The 17,830-nt window shown below is 63.7% G+C and carries 12 protein-coding genes and 1 pseudogene; 8 read left to right on the forward strand and 5 right to left on the reverse strand.

Annotated features, from left to right (window positions below):
• Positions 1–18 precede the first annotated feature (18 nt).
• The 8 genes from LDZ28_RS04335 (at position 19) to LDZ28_RS04370 (ending at position 10,889) form a co-directional block, all read left to right on the forward strand.
• A complete protein-coding gene (locus LDZ28_RS04335) occupies positions 19–987 on the forward strand; it encodes a transporter (RefSeq protein ID WP_244827483.1) in 969 nt (322 codons plus the stop codon).
• A gap of 129 nt (positions 988–1,116) precedes the next feature.
• Positions 1,117–1,917: a hypothetical protein gene (locus LDZ28_RS04340; protein WP_244827484.1), complete on the forward strand. Its 801-nt coding sequence runs from the start codon at positions 1,117–1,119 to the stop codon at positions 1,915–1,917.
• A 116-nt stretch (positions 1,918–2,033) separates the two neighbouring features.
• Positions 2,034–2,768 (forward strand): bifunctional 2-polyprenyl-6-hydroxyphenol methylase/3-demethylubiquinol 3-O-methyltransferase UbiG, encoded by a 735-nt coding sequence (locus tag LDZ28_RS04345; RefSeq protein WP_244827485.1) that lies wholly within the window; start codon positions 2,034–2,036, stop codon positions 2,766–2,768.
• 187 nt (positions 2,769–2,955) lie between these two features.
• Positions 2,956–3,315 (forward strand): DUF4399 domain-containing protein, encoded by a 360-nt coding sequence (locus tag LDZ28_RS04350; RefSeq protein ID WP_244827998.1) that lies wholly within the window; start codon positions 2,956–2,958, stop codon positions 3,313–3,315.
• Between the two features lie 314 nt (positions 3,316–3,629).
• The gene (locus LDZ28_RS04355; protein ID WP_244827486.1) at positions 3,630–5,564 is read left to right on the forward strand and encodes an ATP-binding cassette domain-containing protein; all 1,935 of its coding nucleotides are present in this window, start codon (positions 3,630–3,632) and stop codon (positions 5,562–5,564) included.
• A 335-nt stretch (positions 5,565–5,899) separates the two neighbouring features.
• Positions 5,900–7,879 (forward strand): DNA topoisomerase IV subunit B, encoded by a 1,980-nt coding sequence (locus LDZ28_RS04360; RefSeq protein ID WP_244827487.1) that lies wholly within the window; start codon positions 5,900–5,902, stop codon positions 7,877–7,879.
• A gap of 65 nt (positions 7,880–7,944) precedes the next feature.
• On the forward strand, positions 7,945–10,263 hold the full coding sequence (gene parC / locus LDZ28_RS04365; protein WP_244827488.1) for a DNA topoisomerase IV subunit A: 2,319 nt from the start codon (positions 7,945–7,947) through the stop codon (positions 10,261–10,263).
• Positions 10,264–10,430: 167 nt separating this feature from the next.
• On the forward strand, positions 10,431–10,889 hold the full coding sequence (locus LDZ28_RS04370) for a CopD family protein (RefSeq protein WP_244827489.1): 459 nt from the start codon (positions 10,431–10,433) through the stop codon (positions 10,887–10,889).
• 3 nt (positions 10,890–10,892) lie between these two features.
• Here LDZ28_RS04370 and LDZ28_RS04375 read toward each other — a convergent pair whose 3' ends face one another.
• From LDZ28_RS04375 to LDZ28_RS04395, 5 genes and pseudogenes are all read right to left on the reverse strand, one after another.
• Positions 10,893–13,385 carry an EAL domain-containing protein gene (locus LDZ28_RS04375; RefSeq protein ID WP_244827490.1) on the reverse strand — a complete coding sequence of 831 codons (2,493 nt, stop codon included), beginning with the start codon at positions 13,383–13,385 and terminating at the stop codon, positions 10,893–10,895.
• A gap of 672 nt (positions 13,386–14,057) precedes the next feature.
• The gene (locus tag LDZ28_RS04380) at positions 14,058–14,519 is read right to left on the reverse strand and encodes a RidA family protein (RefSeq protein WP_244827491.1); all 462 of its coding nucleotides are present in this window, start codon (positions 14,517–14,519) and stop codon (positions 14,058–14,060) included.
• Positions 14,520–14,573: 54 nt separating this feature from the next.
• Complete coding sequence (locus LDZ28_RS04385; RefSeq protein WP_244827492.1) at positions 14,574–15,770, reverse strand: PLP-dependent aminotransferase family protein; 1,197 nt, start codon at positions 15,768–15,770, stop codon at positions 14,574–14,576.
• 146 nt (positions 15,771–15,916) lie between these two features.
• Complete coding sequence (locus LDZ28_RS04390) at positions 15,917–16,843, reverse strand: DMT family transporter (RefSeq protein ID WP_244827493.1); 927 nt, start codon at positions 16,841–16,843, stop codon at positions 15,917–15,919.
• A 308-nt stretch (positions 16,844–17,151) separates the two neighbouring features.
• Positions 17,152–17,814 (reverse strand): annotated as a pseudogene (locus tag LDZ28_RS04395) (VOC family protein); the annotation flags it as partial.
• Positions 17,815–17,830 lie beyond the last annotated feature (16 nt).

The raw sequence follows: 17,830 nt of genomic DNA on the forward strand, positions 1-17,830 counted from the left end.
TTACCGACACACCACCTCATGCATGCTTTCCGAGTCCATTGGCATCGCCTCGCCGTGGCGCTTTTCGTGGTCGGCGTCTGCCTGCTGCCTTTATCCTCGCGTGCGACCGAGGGCGCGTTGGGGCGGCCCGTTGCGGGCATGAGCGTGCTGTCCGGAATCGGCATTGTTCCGCCAGAGCCGCTGACGCTGGTGAGTCTGCAGCAAATTTATATCGATGGTTCCATCAGCGGCAACCGTCAGGTCCCGATTGCCGGCAAGACCTCGCTCGGGATCGACGGGCAAGTCGCCTTCACGCTCGCGACGGTGCTCAAGGTATGGGGCGGCTTTGCGGGATGGGACTTCGCATCGGGAATCACGGTTCCGTACGTATGGACCGAAGTGACGGCATCGTTTTCGGCGGGGCGTTTCGGAACGACGAGCAGCGACCGCGCGTCGAATCTGTTCGACCTCTACTTCACGCCTATCGTGGCCGGGTATCACTTTTCCCAGACGGCGCATATCGCGCTCAGCTTCAATTTCTGGGCGCCCACCGGTCACTACGATGCGAACGCGCTCGCCAATCCCAGCCTGAATAACTGGACCTTCGTCCCGCAGGTCGCGTTCACCCAGTTGATGCCGAAATACGGACTCGAATTCGACGTCGTGGCCGGTCTCCAGTTCTATACGCGAAACACCGCAACCGATTATCAGAACGCGCCATTGTTCACGCTGGATGCAATGGGACTGAAGAAGTTCTCGAACGGCCTGGGGGTTGGCCTCGTGCTCGGAACGGTTCAGCAGTTGGGCAACGACTCGGGACCGCTCGCGGACAGGCTGAACGGCTTTCGGGGGCACGACTTTTCGATGGGTCCGATCGTCACCTACGACACCAAGATCGACGGCAAGCGCCCGTTGTCGGCGAGCTTGCGATGGGTGCCGTCGATTGCAAGCACGAACCGGTTGAAGAGCACGGCGAGCGTGATGGCGACCATGTCCGTCGCTTTCTAGGCCGCGGCCGCCCTTCGATCGACGAGTCGAAACGCTGCGTCCCCGGCGTTTTTTCAACTGCACCGCGCCTGCTCTCTGGTCGATAATGCGGCGAACCGTTGCGCCGCCGCGCCCACGACCCATGCGCTCATGACTGAAGTCGAATCCGCCGTCCTCGTTTTCGCGTTGCTGCTCGCAAGCACCGGCTTGGGCGCGATCGTCCGGCCGTTGCTGCCCGAGGAGCACAAGGCGCAGGAGACCGTGCAACTCGTGCAACTGCTGGTCGGCATGCTGGTGACCTTCGCGGCGCTCGTGCTCGGCTTGCTGACGGCATCCGCGAAAACGGTCTTCGATACCACCAACACCGACTTGCGCAGTTACGCGACATCGATCATCGAACTCGATCACACCATGCGCGATTACGGCGCCGGCCTTGAGCGCGCACGTGCGCTCTTGCGCTCGTACACCGCGGCGGCGATCGCCAGCACCTGGCCCGACGAAGCGCCGCCCGTGGGCGATTATCCGGCGGTCGGCACATCGCTTGGCGGAGCCGACAATCTCGCGAGCCGCACGCTCGGCGAATTGCTCAATCGTGGCCAGCATGAAGTGCGCGTGCTCGCACCGGGCGATGCCTACCACCAGCGCCTCGCCGACGAATGCGCGACGCGCTTCGAAGACCTCATCGCGCTGCGCTGGAAGCTCGTCGAGGAAGCGCATGGGTCGATCTCCTATCCGTTCGACCGGATTCTCGTGGGCTGGCTGCTCATCATCTTTCTCTGCTTCGGGCTGATCGCGCCGCGCAACGCGCTGTCGCTCGTGACGATCACGCTGGGCGCGCTGTCGATCGCCTCGGCGGTGCTCGTGATCCTCGATCTCGATACGCCGTTCTCCGGTCCGATCATGGTGCACAGCCAACCGATGCGCGACGCGCTGGCTTATCAGAGCCGCTAATCTCCGGTTACGCTGATGCGTGCTTCGTCGCGCTCGCCGACGAGAAGCGCTAATCTCCTGTTACGCTGAGCGGCGCTTCGTCGCGCTCCATCACTCGTTCGCCTACAGAGCCGCTCATGTCCAGTTACGCTGATCCACGCATCGTCGCGCTCTACGACGCGCTCAATCCCGCCGCCGCCGATACCGCGTTTTATCTCGCGCTAGCCGAATCGGCGGGACATATCGTCGATCTGGGCTGCGGCACGGGCTTGCTCGCCTGCGAATTGGCGATGCGTGGCTACAAGGTCACGGGCATCGATCCTTCCGCGCCCATGTTGCGCGTTGCGCGCGCGCGTGCGCATGGCGAGCGCGTGACGTGGATCGAAGGCGACGCCTCCGCCTTGCCGTTCGTCGCCCCTGCCGATCTCTTGTTGATGACGGGTCACGTCGCGCAAGTCTTTCTCGACGACGCTACCTTTCTCGCCACGCTCGTGGCCGCGCGCCGGGCGGTGCGTAGTGGCGGACGCATCGCCTTCGAAAGCCGCAATCCCAATGCGCGCGCGTGGGAGCGATGGACGCCGGAGCATTCGCGACGTCGCGTGAGCGGGCCGGATGGACGCGGCGTCGAAGTGTGGCAGGAACTTCACGAGACCCCCGATCCGCTAATCAGCGCACGCGCGGCCTTCACGACGCACTATCGTTTCGACGATGGCGAGACGCTATCCGCAAAGAGCGAGTTGCGCTTTCGCTCGCGCGATGAGTTGGCGCGCCTGCTCAATGACGCGGGTTTTGCGCAGATCGATTGGTATGGAAACTGGGATTGTGCGCCGGTGACGGACGAGAGTCCCGAGTTGATCGCCGTGGCGTCGTGATCGCTCGGACGCGAGCGCGCCACGTTGGCGTGGCGAGTAGCCACGACAAGTTCACGACACGCGGTGTATCCTTGGTCGCGGCCTCGGCGCGAAGGCTCGCGCAATCGGCCGGTTTATCGACAAGGAGAACACGATGCTTAAGAAAACGCTCTCGAAAGCGCTATTGCCCGGCGCATTCGCGCTCTCGATGCTCGCTGGCGCGGCACATGCGCAATCGTCGCGCGTCTACTTCGTGGAGCCGAAAGACGGCGCCACCGTCACGAGCCCCGTGCATGTGAAGTTCGGCGTGGACGGCATGAAGATCGCGCCAGCCGGCACGATGACGGAAGGCACCGGACATCACCATCTGCTCATCGACAGCGGTCCTTTGCCCAAGGGCACCGTGATTCCCGCGAACGATACCTCGCTGCACTTCGGTAAAGGCCAGACGGAAGCCGATGTGAAGCTGCCGCCGGGCGATCACACGCTCACCATGCAGTTCGGCGACGGCCAGCACAAGTCGTATGGGCCGGAGATGAGTTCCACCATCAAGGTTCATGTGAAGTAACGTGATGGCGGCGGGGGCAGCGGCGATTCCTTGCGGAATGGCCGAGGCTGCCGCCGCGATTCTTTTGTACCTACCGGCACGCCGCATCCGCATCCAGCCGACGATTGCATCAGCCGCATCGACGTCCCATGCGTTTCGGACCAGCCACGCCGCCGCGGCCTCATCCATACGGCCAGGGCCTTCGCCGACGACCGCGCGCGCACGCCGCGTTTCCGACTCGCCATCCTCGTCCATTCAGCCAGCGCCCCAACCCTCGGGCCTAACATCGGTACAATGGCCGCTTCCCCGGTATCGCACTGTTCGCATCCATCCCCATGTCGCTTTATTCCATTACGGACGCGCAGCTCGCGTTCGGTCACGTCGCATTGCTCGATCACGCGGATTTTTCGCTCGAAGCGGGTGAACGCGTCGGTCTGATCGGCCGCAACGGCGCGGGCAAGTCGTCGCTACTCAAGATCGTGGCGGGGCTTGCCGCGCCCGACGACGGTCTCGTCACGCGTCAGAACGAACTCTCCACGGTCTATGTGCCGCAGGAACCCGAATTCGATCTCGACGCCACCGTGTTCGATGTCGTCGCCTCCGGCCTGACCGAAGCACGCGCGCTCCTCGACGAATACGACGCCGTCGCCCACGAACTCGCGGATACCCCCGAAGGCGCGCAGCACGACGCCTTGCTCTCGCGCATGAACGCGCTGCAATCGGCGCTCGATTTGCGCGATGCCTGGAACTGGCGCAATCGCGTCGCGACCACGCTCGCGCAGATCGGTCTCAACGGCGACGCGCGTTCGGGCGCGCTGTCCGGCGGCATGAAAAAGCGTGTCGCCCTGGCCCGCGCGCTCGTCGTGCAGCCCGATGTGCTCTTGCTCGACGAACCGACCAACCATCTCGACTTCGACGGCATCCGCTGGCTGGAAGACCTGCTCGTGACACTGCGTACGGGGCTGCTGTTCATCACGCACGATCGCGCGTTTCTGGATCGCGTGGCTACACGCATCGTCGAACTGGATCGCGGGCGGCTCTTGTCGTATCCCGGCAACTTCAGCGCGTACCAGACGAGAAAGGCGCAGCAACTCGAAGTCGAACAGGTGGAAGCGGCGAAGTTCGACAAACTGCTCGCGCAGGAAGAAGTGTGGATTCGCAAGGGCGTGGAAGCACGCCGCACGCGCAGTGTCGGACGCATTGCGCGGCTCGTCGAGATGCGCAACGAGCGCGCCGAACGCCGCAACGTGCAAGGCAACGTCAAGCTGGATGTCGGGCAGGGCGAGAAATCCGGCAAGATCGTCTCCGAACTGACCGATGTAACCAAACGCTTTGGCGGGCGCACCGTCGTCGATGCCTTCACGGCCACCGTCATGCGCGGCGACAAGATTGGTTTCGTCGGGCCGAACGGCGCGGGCAAGACGACGCTGCTCAAGCTGATTCTCGGCGAATTGCAGCCCGACGAAGGGCGCGTGCGTACCGGCACGAACATTCAGGCGGCGTATTTCGATCAGATGCGCGCACAGCTCGACCTCGACAAATCGCTCGCCGACACCATCAGCCCCGGCAGCGAATGGGTCGAAGTGAACGGCGTGAAGAAGCACGTGATGAGCTATCTCGGCGACTTCCTGTTCGCACCGGAACGCGCGCGCTCGCCGGTGCGCTCGCTGTCGGGCGGCGAGCGCAATCGGCTGCTGCTTGCGCGGCTCTTTGCGCGGCCCGCCAACGTGCTCGTGCTGGATGAGCCGACCAACGACCTCGACATTCCCACGCTCGAACTGCTCGAAGAATTGCTCGCGGAATACGACGGCACCGTGCTGCTCGTGAGTCACGACCGCGCATTTCTCGACAACGTGGTGACGTCCGTGTTCGCTGCGGAAGGCGGCGGCAAGTGGCGCGAGTATGTCGGCGGCTTCTCGGACTGGCAGATTCAGCGCGAACGTTCGGAGCGTATCGCCGAGGAAGCCGCGCGTCAGAGCGCGAAGGAAGCGACGAAGGACGACGCGCCGAAGGAAAGCGCGGCCGGTCGCAACGCGCAACGCAGCGTCAAGATGTCGTTCAAGGAACAGCGCGAGCTGGAAGCGCTGCCGGTGCGCATCGCGGAACTGGAAGAGGAGCAAAAGCGCATCGGCGAGCAGCTGGAAGACGGTTCGATCTTCGCGAAGGACGCCAAGGAAGGCGCGCGTCTTTCGGAGCGGCACGCAGCGATCGACGAGGAACTCATGGTTGCGCTCGAGCGCTGGGAAGAGCTCGAAGCCAAGCGCAAGTAACACACGCATTTCAGCATGCCTGGCCGCGACCGCGCGAAATCGGCGCGGTCAGGGCTGGCCTTTTATTCGTCCGATGTGGGCGGCGCGGACGAAAACCGCTATTCTCCTAGCGCGGCCAAGGATCGGCGGGCGGGGCGAGCGCTCCGCACGAGCACATCCGGCCAGGCAGATAACGTTTCGAGCAATCGATCAAGCATTCGCCGGCACTTCGGGCGCATGTCGTGGCATTCCCGCGAGCACGCACGATGCCGGGTCAACGTTCAACTATGACCACGAAAAAATCCAGCGCGGCCGAGTCAGGCACGCAACACCGCGCAGCGCAACGAGCGCGCGCGATGAGCGCGAAAGCGGCCGGCTACAGCGAAGCATCGATCAAGGTTCTCAAGGGGCTCGAGCCGGTCAAGCAGCGGCCCGGCATGTACACGCGCACAGAGAACCCGCTGCATATCATTCAAGAAGTCATCGACAACGCGTCCGACGAGGCGCTCGGCGGCTACGGCAAGCAGATCACCGTCACGCTTCATACGGACAACTCCGTGTCCGTCGAGGACGACGGCCGTGGCATTCCGTTCGGCTTGCATCCGGAAGAAGGCGTGCCGGTGGTCGAAATCGTGTTCACGCGTTTGCACGCGGGCGGCAAGTTCGACAAGGCCGCGGGCGGCGCCTACACGTTTTCCGGCGGGCTGCACGGCGTGGGCGTTTCGGTCACGAACGCGCTTGCCACGCGCCTCGAAGTCACGGTCTGGCGCGACAACAAGATCGCGCAACTGGCGTTCGCCAATGGCGACGTCATCGAGCAACTCGTCACGCGCCCCGGCGACCGGGGCGCGAAAAAGACGGGCACGCGCGTGCGCGCCTGGCCCAATCCCAAATACTTCGATTCCCCGAATTTCCCGCTCGGCGAACTGCAGCGCCTGTTGCGCTCGAAAGCCGTCTTGCTGCCGGGTGTGGAAGTGGCGCTCGTCATCGAGAAAACGGGCGAACGGCAATCGTGGCGATACGAAGACGGTTTGCGCGGCTATCTGCTCGAAGGCATGGGCGGCAGCGACTTGCTGATCCCGCTTTTCGAAGGCGAACGTTTCGCGGAAAGCTCGCGTTCCAGCGAGGAAACCTTCGCCGAAGGCGAGGGCGCGTCGTGGGTCGTCGCGTGGAGCGAGGAAGGGCCGCTTCTGCGTGAGTCCTACGTCAATCTGATCCCGACGCCCGCGGGCGGCACGCACGAATCCGGCCTGCGCGACGGGCTCTTTCAGGCGGTTAAAAGTTTCGTCGAGCTTCATAACCTTCAGCCGAAGGGCGTGAAACTTCTCGCCGAGGACGTGTTCGCGCGCGTGTCGTTCGTGCTCTCTGCGAAAGTGCTCGATCCGCAGTTCCAAGGCCAGATCAAGGAACGCCTGAACAGTCGCGATGCCGTGAAACTCGTTTCGTCGTTCTCGCGTCCGGCGCTCGAATTGTGGCTCAACCAGCACGTGGAATACGGCAAGAAGCTCGCGGAACTGGTGATTCGCCAGGCGCAGGCGCGTACACGTGCCGGGCAGAAGGTCGAGAAGCGCAAGAGTTCGGGCGTCGCGGTGCTGCCGGGCAAGCTGACGGATTGCGAATCGACGGATATCGCGCGTAACGAACTCTTTCTCGTCGAGGGCGATTCGGCGGGCGGCTCCGCGAAAATGGGCCGCGACAAGGAGTTCCAGGCCATTCTGCCCTTGCGCGGCAAGGTGTTGAACACGTGGGAAACGGAACGCGACCGGCTTTTCGCGAACAACGAAGTGCATGACATCGCCGTGGCGATCGGCGTCGATCCGCATAGTCCGGACGACAAGATCGACCTGTCGAATCTGCGCTACGGCAAGATCTGCATTCTCTCGGACGCGGACGTCGACGGCTCGCACATTCAGGTGCTCTTGCTCACGCTCTTCTTCAAGCACTTCCCGCAACTGATCGAACGCGGTCACGTGCATGTGGCGCGTCCGCCGCTCTTTCGTGTCGATGCCCCTGCGCGCGGCAAGAAGCCCGCGCAGAAACTCTACGCGCTCGACGAAGGCGAACTCGAAGCCATTTTAGACAAGCTGCGCAAGGACGGCGTGCGCGAAACCGCATGGACCATCAGCCGCTTCAAGGGCCTCGGCGAAATGAGCGCGGAACAGCTCTGGGACACGACCATGAACCCCGACACGCGCCGTTTGCTGCCGGTCGGCCTGGGCGATCTCGGCTTCGATCTCACCGTCTCGCGCATGACCATGCTGATGGGCAAGGGCGAAGCCGCGTCGCGCAGAAGCTGGCTCGAAGAGAAGGGCAACGAAGTGGAAGCGGACATCTGAGCCTCGCAATCTGGCCCATAGCGCCCGCATGCAACGCGCCCTGAACGCATAACAACGGATATTCGATGGGAATCACAGACGATCTCTTCGCCGATCAGCAAGCAGCACCGGAAGGCGAACAACTCACACTCGGCGATTACGCCGAACGCGCTTATCTCGACTACGCGGTGAGCGTGGTCAAGGGCCGCGCGCTGCCCGACGTGTGCGACGGGCAAAAGCCCGTGCAGCGCCGCATCCTCTACGCGATGAGCGAGATGGGGCTCGCCTCGGGCGCGAAGCCGGTGAAGTCGGCCCGCGTGGTCGGCGACGTGCTCGGCAAGTATCACCCACACGGCGACCAGTCCGCCTACGACGCGCTCGTGCGTCTCGCGCAGGACTTTTCGATGCGCTATCCGCTCATCGACGGTCAGGGCAATTTCGGCTCGCGCGACGGCGATGGCGCGGCAGCCATGCGCTACACCGAAGCGCGTCTCACGCCCATTGCGCGCCTTTTGCTCGATGAAATCGATCAGGGCACCGTCGATTTCATGCCGAACTACGACGGTTCGTTCGAAGAGCCGAAGCTCTTGCCCGCGCGTCTGCCGTTCTTGTTGCTGAATGGCGCATCGGGCATTGCGGTGGGTCTCGCGACCGAGATTCCCTCGCACAATCTACGCGAAGTGGCGCAGGCCGCCGTCGCGATGATCCGCGACCCGAAACTCGGCCATGCCGGCGTGATGGAAAAGCTGAACGGCCCGGACTTTCCGGGCGGCGGGCAGATCATCTCGAGTCACGCGGAAATCTCGACGGCCTACGAGACCGGACGCGGCAGCCTTAAAGTGCGCGCCCGCTGGAAGATCGAGGAACTCGCGCGCGGTCAGTGGCAACTCGTCATTACCGAATTGCCGCCGAGCACGTCCGGACAGAAGGTTCTCGAAGAAATCGAGGAGCTCACCAACCCGAAGATCAAGCTCGGCAAGAAGACGCTCACGCCCGACCAGTTGCAGACCAAGCAGACACTGCTCGGCTTGCTCGACACCGTGCGCGACGAGTCCGGCAAGGACGCGCCCGTGCGGCTCGTATTCGAGCCGAAGTCGAGCCGTATCGACCAGACCGAATTCGTGCATTCGCTGCTCGCGCATACGAGCCTCGAATCGAACGCGGCGATCAACCTGGTGATGGTCGGCGCGGATGGCCGGCCGCGGCAAAAGGGCATCGTCGAAATCTTGCACGAGTGGGTCGGCTTCCGCTTCGTGACGGTGACGCGCCGCACGCAGCATCGGCTGAACAAGGTGAACGACCGCATCCATATTCTCGAAGGGCGGATGATCGTCTTCCTGAATATCGACGAGGTCATTCGCATCATCCGCGAGGCGGACGAGCCGAAGCAGGCGCTGATCCAGCGCTTCAACCTGTCGGACCGGCAGGCGGAAGACATCCTCGAAATCCGCTTGCGTCAGTTGGCGCGGCTCGAAGCGATCAAGATCGAGCAGGAGCTGGCCGACCTCGGCACCGAGAAGACGAAGCTCGAAGAGTTGCTCAATAGCGATGCCGCGATGAAGCGTCTGCTCATCAAGGAAATCGAGTCGGACGCGAAGCAATATGGCGACGATCGCCGCACGCTGATTCAGCAGGAAAAGCGCGCGACCTTCGAAGTGCGCGTGGTCGACGAACCGGTGACGGTGGTCGTCTCGCAGCGTGGCTGGGTGCGCGCGCTGAAAGGCCACGGACTCGATCCGGCGGGTTTCACCTTCAAGGCGGGCGACAGTCTTTACGCGGTGTTCCAGGCGCGCACGCCGGACACGCTCATCGCTTGGGGCAGCAACGGGCGCGTGTATTCCGTGGCGGTCGCGTTGCTGCCGGGCGGCCGTGGCGACGGCGTGCCGGTCACGTCGCTGATCGAACTGGAGTCGGGCTCGCACTTGCTGCATTACTTCGCGGCGACGGCGGAGCAGCCGTTGCTGCTGGCATCGAGCAATGGCTTTGGCTTCATGGCGAAGCTCGGCGACATGGTGAGCCGCAACAAGGCGGGCAAGGCGTTCATGACGATCGACGAGGGCGCATTGCCGCTTGCGCCGATGCCGGTCGTGCCGGGCGCGAACTATGTCGCGTGTTTATCTAGCACGGGGCGACTGCTCGTGTTCGGCATGGACGAGATGAAGACGCTCTCGGGCGGCGGACGCGGCGTGATTCTGATGGCGCTCGATCCGAAGGAAACCTTGCGTCAGGCGCTTGCCATCGATGCACGCGGCGTGGTGATGATCGGCACCGGACGCGGCGGCAAGCCGAAGGACGAGAAGCTGTCGGGCTCGCAGTTGCAATTGCATCTGGGCAAGCGGGCGAGAAAGGGCAGGACGCCGGATGGGACGTTGAAGGTCGCGGAGTTGAGGCCGGTGTTCGAGTGAGGGCAGAGGAAGTTGCGCGATGCCTTAAGCGATACGTCGCGCACATGTCTGACACGCCTCGTCGCGATCATGCGTCGGGGCGTTTTCTTTTCGTTTGTCGACCGCTGTCCGGAACTGACACTGCGGCGCTCAAGTCGAATGCCCAATTCAAGAACAGTTGGAATCCCATGACCCACGCCATCGAAGCCGCCCTTTTCCTGCACCTGCTCGGTGTCGCCATATGGATAGGCGGGATGGTCTTCGCGCATTTCTGCCTGCGCCCGGCGCTCGGCGATCTCACGCCGCAATTGCGCCTGCCGCTCTGGGAAGCCGTGTTCGCACGCTTCTTCAACTGGGTCGCGGGGTCGGTGCTCGTGATTCTGCTCACGGGCGGCTTCCTGCTGTGGCAGTTCGGCGGTGGTCACGCGGCGTGGCCGCTGCACGCCATGGCAGGGCTCGGCATCGTGATGATGCTGATCTTCGGGCACATCCGCTTCGGCGTGTTTCCGCGCATCCGTCGCGCGGTGCAGGCGCAGAACTGGCCCGATGGCGCGCGCGCCGTGGGCACGGTGCGGCGCCTCGTCGTGATCAACCTGGTATTGGGCGTGGTGACGATCGGTACTGCCGTCTTGTCGCGCGGCTTTTGAGTCTCAAACGCCGCGTTCGTCGCTCAGCGCGGGACTCGGCGGCTCTTGACCCGCATGGCCCGCATCTTTCTCCGAGCGTGGCATGACCTCTCGTGTCAAGCCGCATACGCCAAAGCGGTCGAGCAAGGCCTGCACGCCATCCGCCGGGACGGGCCGCGAGAACAGGAAGCCTTGCGCTTCCACCGGACCGAGCGCCGCGAGCCACACGATCTGCTCTTCGCGTTCCGTGCCTTCCACGACCACCGTCAGGCCGAGTGAACGCGCGAGATTCACGATGGCCGACACCATCACGCACACGCTGCGGTCTTCGGGAATCGCCTGGATGAAGGAGCGATCGACCTTCAAGGTATCCACCGAAAAACGGTTCAGATACGACAGCGACGAATAGCCCGTGCCGAAGTCGTCCAGCGCGATACGCACGCCAAGACGCTTCAACGCCATGATCTTTTCCTGCACGAGCTCGGGGTATTCAACCATCACGGTTTCGGTGATCTCGAGTTCGAGCTTGTCCGACGGAATGCCGCTCGCCTCGATGGATCGCGCCACCGTCTCAAGCAAGTCTCCCCGCCAGAATTGCACGGCCGATATGTTCACCGCGAGCGACAAGCCGGTGTAGCCCTCGCGCTGCCATTGCGCGAGCTGCATGCAGGCCGTGTGAACCACGAAGTCGCCCACCGCGACGATCAAGCCGGTCGACTCCGCAACCGGAATGAATTCGTTGGCGGGAATCAGCCCATGCTGCGGATGATTCCAGCGCACGAGCGCCTCGAACCCGGTAATGCAGCGCCTCGCCAGATCGATCTTCGGCTGATACACGAGAAAGAGCTGCTGCTCCGTCAACGCGACGCGCAACTGCTGCTCCCACTTCATCAGATGATCCGCGCGATGCGACAACTGCGGCGAATAGAACTGATAGCAGTTCTTGCCCGCGTCCTTCGCGCTGTACATCGCGAGATCGGCCTTCTTCAGCAGATCGATCTCGCTTTCGTTCGATACCGAAAAGAGCGCAATGCCGATGCTCGCGTGCAGCACGAACGCACTGCCGCGCACATCGAACGGCGTGGCGAACATGGTCGAGATGTCGTCGGCGAGCGTGATCGCGCGCTGCTCCACTTCCTCGCCCTTGACGACCACCACGAACTCGTCGCCGCCGATACGCGACAGCGTGCCGCTTTGTCCGACGGTTTCGGCGAGACGCGACGCCGTCATCTGCAGGACGATATCGCCCGCGTTGTGGCCGAGCGTGTCGTTGACGGTCTTGAAGTTGTCGAGGTCGATGAAGAGCAGCGCAAGCCGCCCGATGTTCTCGGTGTGCGCCACGTCCTGCCGCAGCCCGCGCAGAGTCGAATAGCGATTACGCAAGCCTGTCAGCAAATCGTATTCGACGAGATGCGTCATCTCGCGCTCGCGCCCGAGCAGCTTGCCGATGAGACCCGTGGCGACCGCGAAGAAGCCCAGCATCGCGAGCGAGATGAAGCCCGCCATCAGCAGATACACGTTGCGCGTGTGATTGAAGTCGACGAGTTCCTCGCGCTCCGAAAGGCCGACGAGCACGCCGAGCGGATAGCCGTCGATATGCCGGTAAGACACGATGCGCCTCACGCCGTCGATCGGATCGACATAGATGCCCGACGCGTGCTCCGAGGTCGGATACACGCCGCTCGCACTGAACTCGCCGTGGACGGGGCCGCTCGCGTTGCGCGCGCCGCTGCCCTTGGCCACGGCGTTCGGCGCGCGTGCGTCGGAGGCCGCAGACGAAGCGCCAGAGGCGCCGGATACGCCAGCTACGCCAGAAGTGCCCGCGCCGCCGCCCGTACTGCGCGCGAGCACCGAGCCGTTGTCGGACACGACCGCGATCACGCCTTCATGCCCGATGGAGGCGACGTTATAGAAATCGCTCGTGAAGTACGCCGGGTCTTCCGAAACGACGACCACGCCCGCGAACGAGCCATCGGAGTGATTCAACCGCCGCGTGATCTGCAGCGTCCAGATGCCGGAGACGCGTCCGCGCACAGGCCGGCTGATATAGAGCAGGTCGTCGTTGGAGTGGACGTGAACCTTGAAGTGCTCGCGATCCGACAAGTCGATGGGCTTCGGATGCGGATCGGCCGTCGTGGCGATGAGCGCGCCGTGTTCGTCGATGAGCGAGACTTGCACGAGCGTGTCGCTCTGCACGACGCCTTTGTCCACGGTCGCGATGAGATCGAACTCGCTGGGCGACTTCTCGTATTCGTACTTGACGAAGCGCGTGATCTGATCGACCTGATGGATCGCCTTGATCGTGTGCTGTTCGAGCGCGGAGGAGAGGATGGCGGCGGACGCCATGGATTCGTGCGTGGTGGATTCACGTTCCACCGAGAGCCGCGTGAAGATCACGGCCCACAACGACACCAGCACCAGTGTGCCGAGCACGGGAATGAGCAGCAGTGCGCGCCGCCGCCGCGCGCCCGGTGTCACGGAGCGCGCGGCGCTGGCCTTGATGCGCGAGCGCTTCATGGAAGGCGTGGGCCCGCGAGGGCATGCAACGCTTCGGCTGACGAAGAGCACGAGAGGTTGCAAGCTGCCGAGCGCGCGATGTGTATGAAGCGGACCATGTCTTCTTGCGTTGAGGCGAAACGAGCCACTATACCGCGCGAGTTGGGCGACCACGCTTCGAACGACGATGCATGGCGAATCTGGCGCCATGCGCTTCGCGTGAAAAGCGTTCGGCGCCCGGCGGTTACTTGAAGCCGTGCGGCAACTGAAGCAACTACAACACGGATTTGACGATGAGGGTGCGACTTATCTGACAGCATACGTTTGCGCCGAAGCGCAAGCGGCTGAATACGACACGAATCGCGCTCGAGCTTTTGTGGTCCCCGATTGTTCAGATATTAGCGAACAGACCCGAGTTCGGAAAGGGGCGTCGCCAAGGGGTATACGCGTGGCACGACTTGCCGATGAACCCACGTCCCGCAAGCAAAATGTGCCATCGAATATCGTAACGAAATGGCTGCCGATGCCTGCCGACGAATCGTTTCGGCAGGCGCGAATGCATCGGCGAGGCGCTTTCGCCGCGCATGCGTCTTCAGCCGTTCTTGGCAAGTGTGCAAACAAAAAACCCGGCGCCTGATGACGCCGGGTTCTTGCAATGTTACGGCGGCGAAGGCGAAGGCGAAGGCGAAGGCGTCAGGCCACTTCGGCGATCAGTTCGATTTCCACGCATGCGCCAAGCGGAATCTGCGCCACGCCGAAGGCCGAACGCGCGTGCTTGCCGGCATCGCCGAAAATATCCGCGATGAGTTCGGACGCGCCGTTGGTGACGAGATGCTGCTCGGTGAAGTCTGGCGTCGAATTGACGAGGCTCATTACCTTGACGATACGGCGCACGCGGTTAAGGTCGCCCACATGCGCGTGCAGCGTCGCGATCAGGTCGATGGCCACGTTGCGCGCGGCGGCCTTGCCTTCTTCGGTGGAAAGCGTGTCGCCGAGCTTGCCCGTATAAACCTTGCCGTCTTTCTTGGCAATGTGTCCCGACAGATAAACCGTGTTGCCGCTCTGCGCGCTCATCACGTAGGCGGCGGCGGGCGCGCCCGCGGTGGGCAGGTCGATACCGAGTTCCTTCAGCTTGTCGTAAACGTTGGATGCCATCGATGACTCCTGGAGTGAATTGAAGCGCGACGCCAATGAAGCGCCGCGCGTGGATCAGACGCTCGCGCGCAGCAGTGCGCCGAGCCTGGCGACGCCTTCGTCGATCTTCGCGGGCGGCACCGTCACGAACGAAAGACGCAGCGTGTTGTGCTCGGCGTCGTTGGCGAAGAACGGACCGCCCGGCACGAACGCCACGTTCTCCGCGATGGACTGTTCGAGCAGCTTCATCGAATCGATATGCTTCGGCAGCTTCACCCACACGAACATGCCGCCTTCGGGCCGGTTCCATTCGACACCGGCGGGCATGTGACGTTCGAGCGCGTCGAGCATGGCCTGACACTGGTCGCGATACAGCGCGCGGATGGTCGGCACATGTCGATCGAGAAAGCCGTCCTTGATGACTTCATGAACGATACGTTGCGTGAGACTCGGCGTATGCAGATCGGTTGCCTGCTTGGCCTGCACCAGTTTGAAGTGCAGCTCCTCGGGCGCGATGATGTAGCCCACACGCAGACCCGGCGCCAGCACTTTCGAGAACGAGCCCAGATGGACGATGTGATCGGGCGCCATCGAGAGCAGCGTGGGCAGCGGAGCGCCGGCGTAATCGAGCGCGCCGTAGGGGTCGTCCTCGATGATCGGAAACGCGGCGCTTTGCGCGAACGCGGCGAGCGCGCGGCGGCGTTCCAGCGGCAGACGGCGACCCGTCGGATTCTGGAAATTCGGCTGTGCGTAGAGCAGGCGTGCATCGGCGGTGAGCGCGGCGCTCAGTCCTTCGGGGATGAGGCCGGCTTCGTCCGTCGGCATCTGCACGTAATGCGGCTCGAACATCGAAAAGGACTGCAGCGCGCCGAGATAAGTCGGCGTTTCGACGAGCACGCGGCTGCCGGGATCGACGAGCGTCTTGCCGAGCAGATCGAGCGCTTGCTGCGAGCCCGTTGTGATGAGCACCTGCGTCGGACGAATGGTCACGCCGTCTTTCGAATAACGCGCCGCGATCCATTCGCGCAGCGGCATGTAGCCTTCGGTCGCGCTGTACTGAAGCGCGGCGGCGGGCTGATCGCGCAAGATGCGTTCGGACGCGACGCGCATTTCCTCGACGGGAAACGTCTGCGGCGAGGGCAGGCCGCCCGCGAAGGAGATGACTTCGGGCCGCTCCGTGACTTTGAGGATTTCACGAATCGCCGAGCTGGTGAGCTTGCGGGCGCGTTCGGAAAGTTGCCACGGCGTGGCGCGCAGATCGGCTTGATTCATGGAATGTCTCGCTTGGGGTTTCCGGGGTTGACTACAACTGGCTGAAGCTGATCCTGAATCCGGCGGCAAAGTGCACGGCCGCCTGAAATGTCGATTATCGCCCAAGCGAACTTGCGTGCACGGTCTCGGGCTTTCGGCCTGGGTGCTTATCTTGCGCTGTTCGGGCTTGCCGCCGCAACCGGCAGCGGCGCCGCGCGCACCGCCGTCTTGCGCCCGAGCACGACTGTCACGATGACGGCGGTCGCGTAGAGCCACGTCGTCGCGCTTACCTGTTCGCCGAAGAAGAGCGCGGAGAATGCCATCGTGAAGAAAATCTGCAGCAATTGCACTTGTCCGACACGCGCGATGCCGCCCATCGCGAGGCCCGCGTACCACGCGAAGAAGCCGATGAACTGCGAGAAGAGCGTCACGTAACCGAACGCGAGCCACGTGCGTAAAGCGAGCGGCTCGGGATGAGCCGCGTGATGCGCCCACGCGAGCCAGCCGACCGGCAGCACGAGGAAGGGCGCCGATAGCACGAGCGCCCAGCAGATCACCTGCCATCCGCCCATCTGTCTGGCGAGCCGCGCGCCTTCCGCATAGCCGAGCGCGCCGATGCCGACCGCGACGAGCATCAGAAGGTCGCCTGCCTGCACGCCGCCGCCGCCCGTCTGCAAGGCGAACGCGATGACGATCGCGCTGCCCGCGATAGCGCTCACCCAGAAGAGTTTCGATGGCCGCTCGTGCGAGAGCCACGCGGCGTAGATCGCGACGCACAGCGGCTGCAAGCCATTGACCACGGCGCCGTGCGACGCAGGGACGGTTTTCATCGCCCAGGCGGAAAACACCGGAAACGCGACGATCACGCCAAGAGACACGACCGCGAGGCTCTTGATCTGCGGCCAGGACGGCCGCTTTTCGCGGCACCATGCAAGCAGCAAGGCGGCGGGCAGCGCGGCGACGAGCGCGCGCCCGAGCCCGTTCAGAAGCGGATGCACTTCCTGCACGACGATGCGCGTCATCGGCAGCGTGAGGCTGAAGATGACGACGCCGATCAGGCCGAGCAACATGCCTTCGGTTTCGCGGGTTCTCATCGTTCCATGTCTCCTTTGGGGCGGGCTCTTGGGCTCGCTGGTTAGTCGTCGTTGTCTTTGTCGTTGTCTTTGTCGTCGGTCGGTGCGGCTTCGGCTTTGACTTGCTCATTCGTCTCGGCTTGCAGTTCGCGCGGATCGCTTTGCATGCTGGATGCACCGCCTTCTTCGGCAGACGAATCGCCATCCGCCGCAACCGCCGCAGCCTTGTCCCGCACACGCCTTCGCTTGCCTGCCGCCTGCCGCGCCTGCTCGTTCGCAAGCCGCGCCGCCTCCACCGATTCCGCCGATTCGCCGAGCGTCACCATCGAGCCATCTGGCAGCTCGAAACGCGCGACGAGAGCGGGCGCGCCACGCGTTGGCTCGACTTGCATCAGATGCGCCGCGCCGAGCCATTCGAGCTGTTGCGCCACCGCATCCGCGTTCGGATGAAACCCCGTGAGCGATGCCAGCGCAATGCCCGTTTGCGGCAACGTATCGCTCGGATGACGCGGCGTATCCCATTGGATCAGCGCGGGCAACACGCCATCGCCCGCGCCTTGCCACGCGGGGAACGCGCCGTCGTCCGGCACCGTCAGCCCCCACGTATTGCCGGAGCGCGACATTGCCACCACGGGCGCGATGCGTTCCGGATACTGCTCCTGCCAGCGCACGAGCGACTTCGGCCGATCCACACGAAGCACCCAGTGCACGAGCTGCGGACCGTCTTCGAGGCGACGCTGCAATGCCGGGTCGTCGAGCGCGAAGAGGCGCGGGCGCGATGTGGCGGGCGAAGGCGCGTCCGGATCGATTGCGATCACTTCGATATAAGCGCCGCCCCACAGGCTCAAGAGCCGGTTGTGAGTGCGCATGAGCGGATGCGCGCCACCGGGCGCGGTCTCCACGCCGAACTTCGCGGCGATAAATGGCGCGCCCTCGGCAAGCGTGCGCGCGGCGATCACGAGATGGTCGAGTTTCAGCGGATGAGCGGTCATGGCACAAGCCCGAAGC

The sequence above is a fragment of the Caballeronia sp. TF1N1 genome (assembly GCF_022878925.1).
Taxonomy (GTDB): Bacteria; Pseudomonadota; Gammaproteobacteria; order Burkholderiales; family Burkholderiaceae; genus Caballeronia.

What these genes read in the sequence shown, in the direction of transcription:
- LDZ28_RS04335 (WP_244827483.1), top strand. Translation starts at nt 19, where the DNA reads ATGCATGCTTTCCGAGTCCATTGGCATCGCCTCGCCGTGGCGCTTTTC.
- LDZ28_RS04340 (WP_244827484.1), top strand. Translation starts at nt 1,117, where the DNA reads ATGACTGAAGTCGAATCCGCCGTCCTCGTTTTCGCGTTGCTGCTCGCA.
- LDZ28_RS04345 (WP_244827485.1), top strand. Translation starts at nt 2,034, where the DNA reads ATGTCCAGTTACGCTGATCCACGCATCGTCGCGCTCTACGACGCGCTC.
- LDZ28_RS04350 (WP_244827998.1), top strand. Translation starts at nt 2,956, where the DNA reads ATGCTCGCTGGCGCGGCACATGCGCAATCGTCGCGCGTCTACTTCGTG.
- LDZ28_RS04355 (WP_244827486.1), top strand. Translation starts at nt 3,630, where the DNA reads ATGTCGCTTTATTCCATTACGGACGCGCAGCTCGCGTTCGGTCACGTC.
- LDZ28_RS04360 (WP_244827487.1), top strand. Translation starts at nt 5,900, where the DNA reads ATGAGCGCGAAAGCGGCCGGCTACAGCGAAGCATCGATCAAGGTTCTC.
- parC (WP_244827488.1), top strand. Translation starts at nt 7,945, where the DNA reads ATGGGAATCACAGACGATCTCTTCGCCGATCAGCAAGCAGCACCGGAA.
- LDZ28_RS04370 (WP_244827489.1), top strand. Translation starts at nt 10,431, where the DNA reads ATGACCCACGCCATCGAAGCCGCCCTTTTCCTGCACCTGCTCGGTGTC.
- LDZ28_RS04375 (WP_244827490.1), bottom strand. Translation starts at nt 13,385, where the DNA reads ATGAAGCGCTCGCGCATCAAGGCCAGCGCCGCGCGCTCCGTGACACCG.
- LDZ28_RS04380 (WP_244827491.1), bottom strand. Translation starts at nt 14,519, where the DNA reads ATGGCATCCAACGTTTACGACAAGCTGAAGGAACTCGGTATCGACCTG.
- LDZ28_RS04385 (WP_244827492.1), bottom strand. Translation starts at nt 15,770, where the DNA reads ATGAATCAAGCCGATCTGCGCGCCACGCCGTGGCAACTTTCCGAACGC.
- LDZ28_RS04390 (WP_244827493.1), bottom strand. Translation starts at nt 16,843, where the DNA reads ATGAGAACCCGCGAAACCGAAGGCATGTTGCTCGGCCTGATCGGCGTC.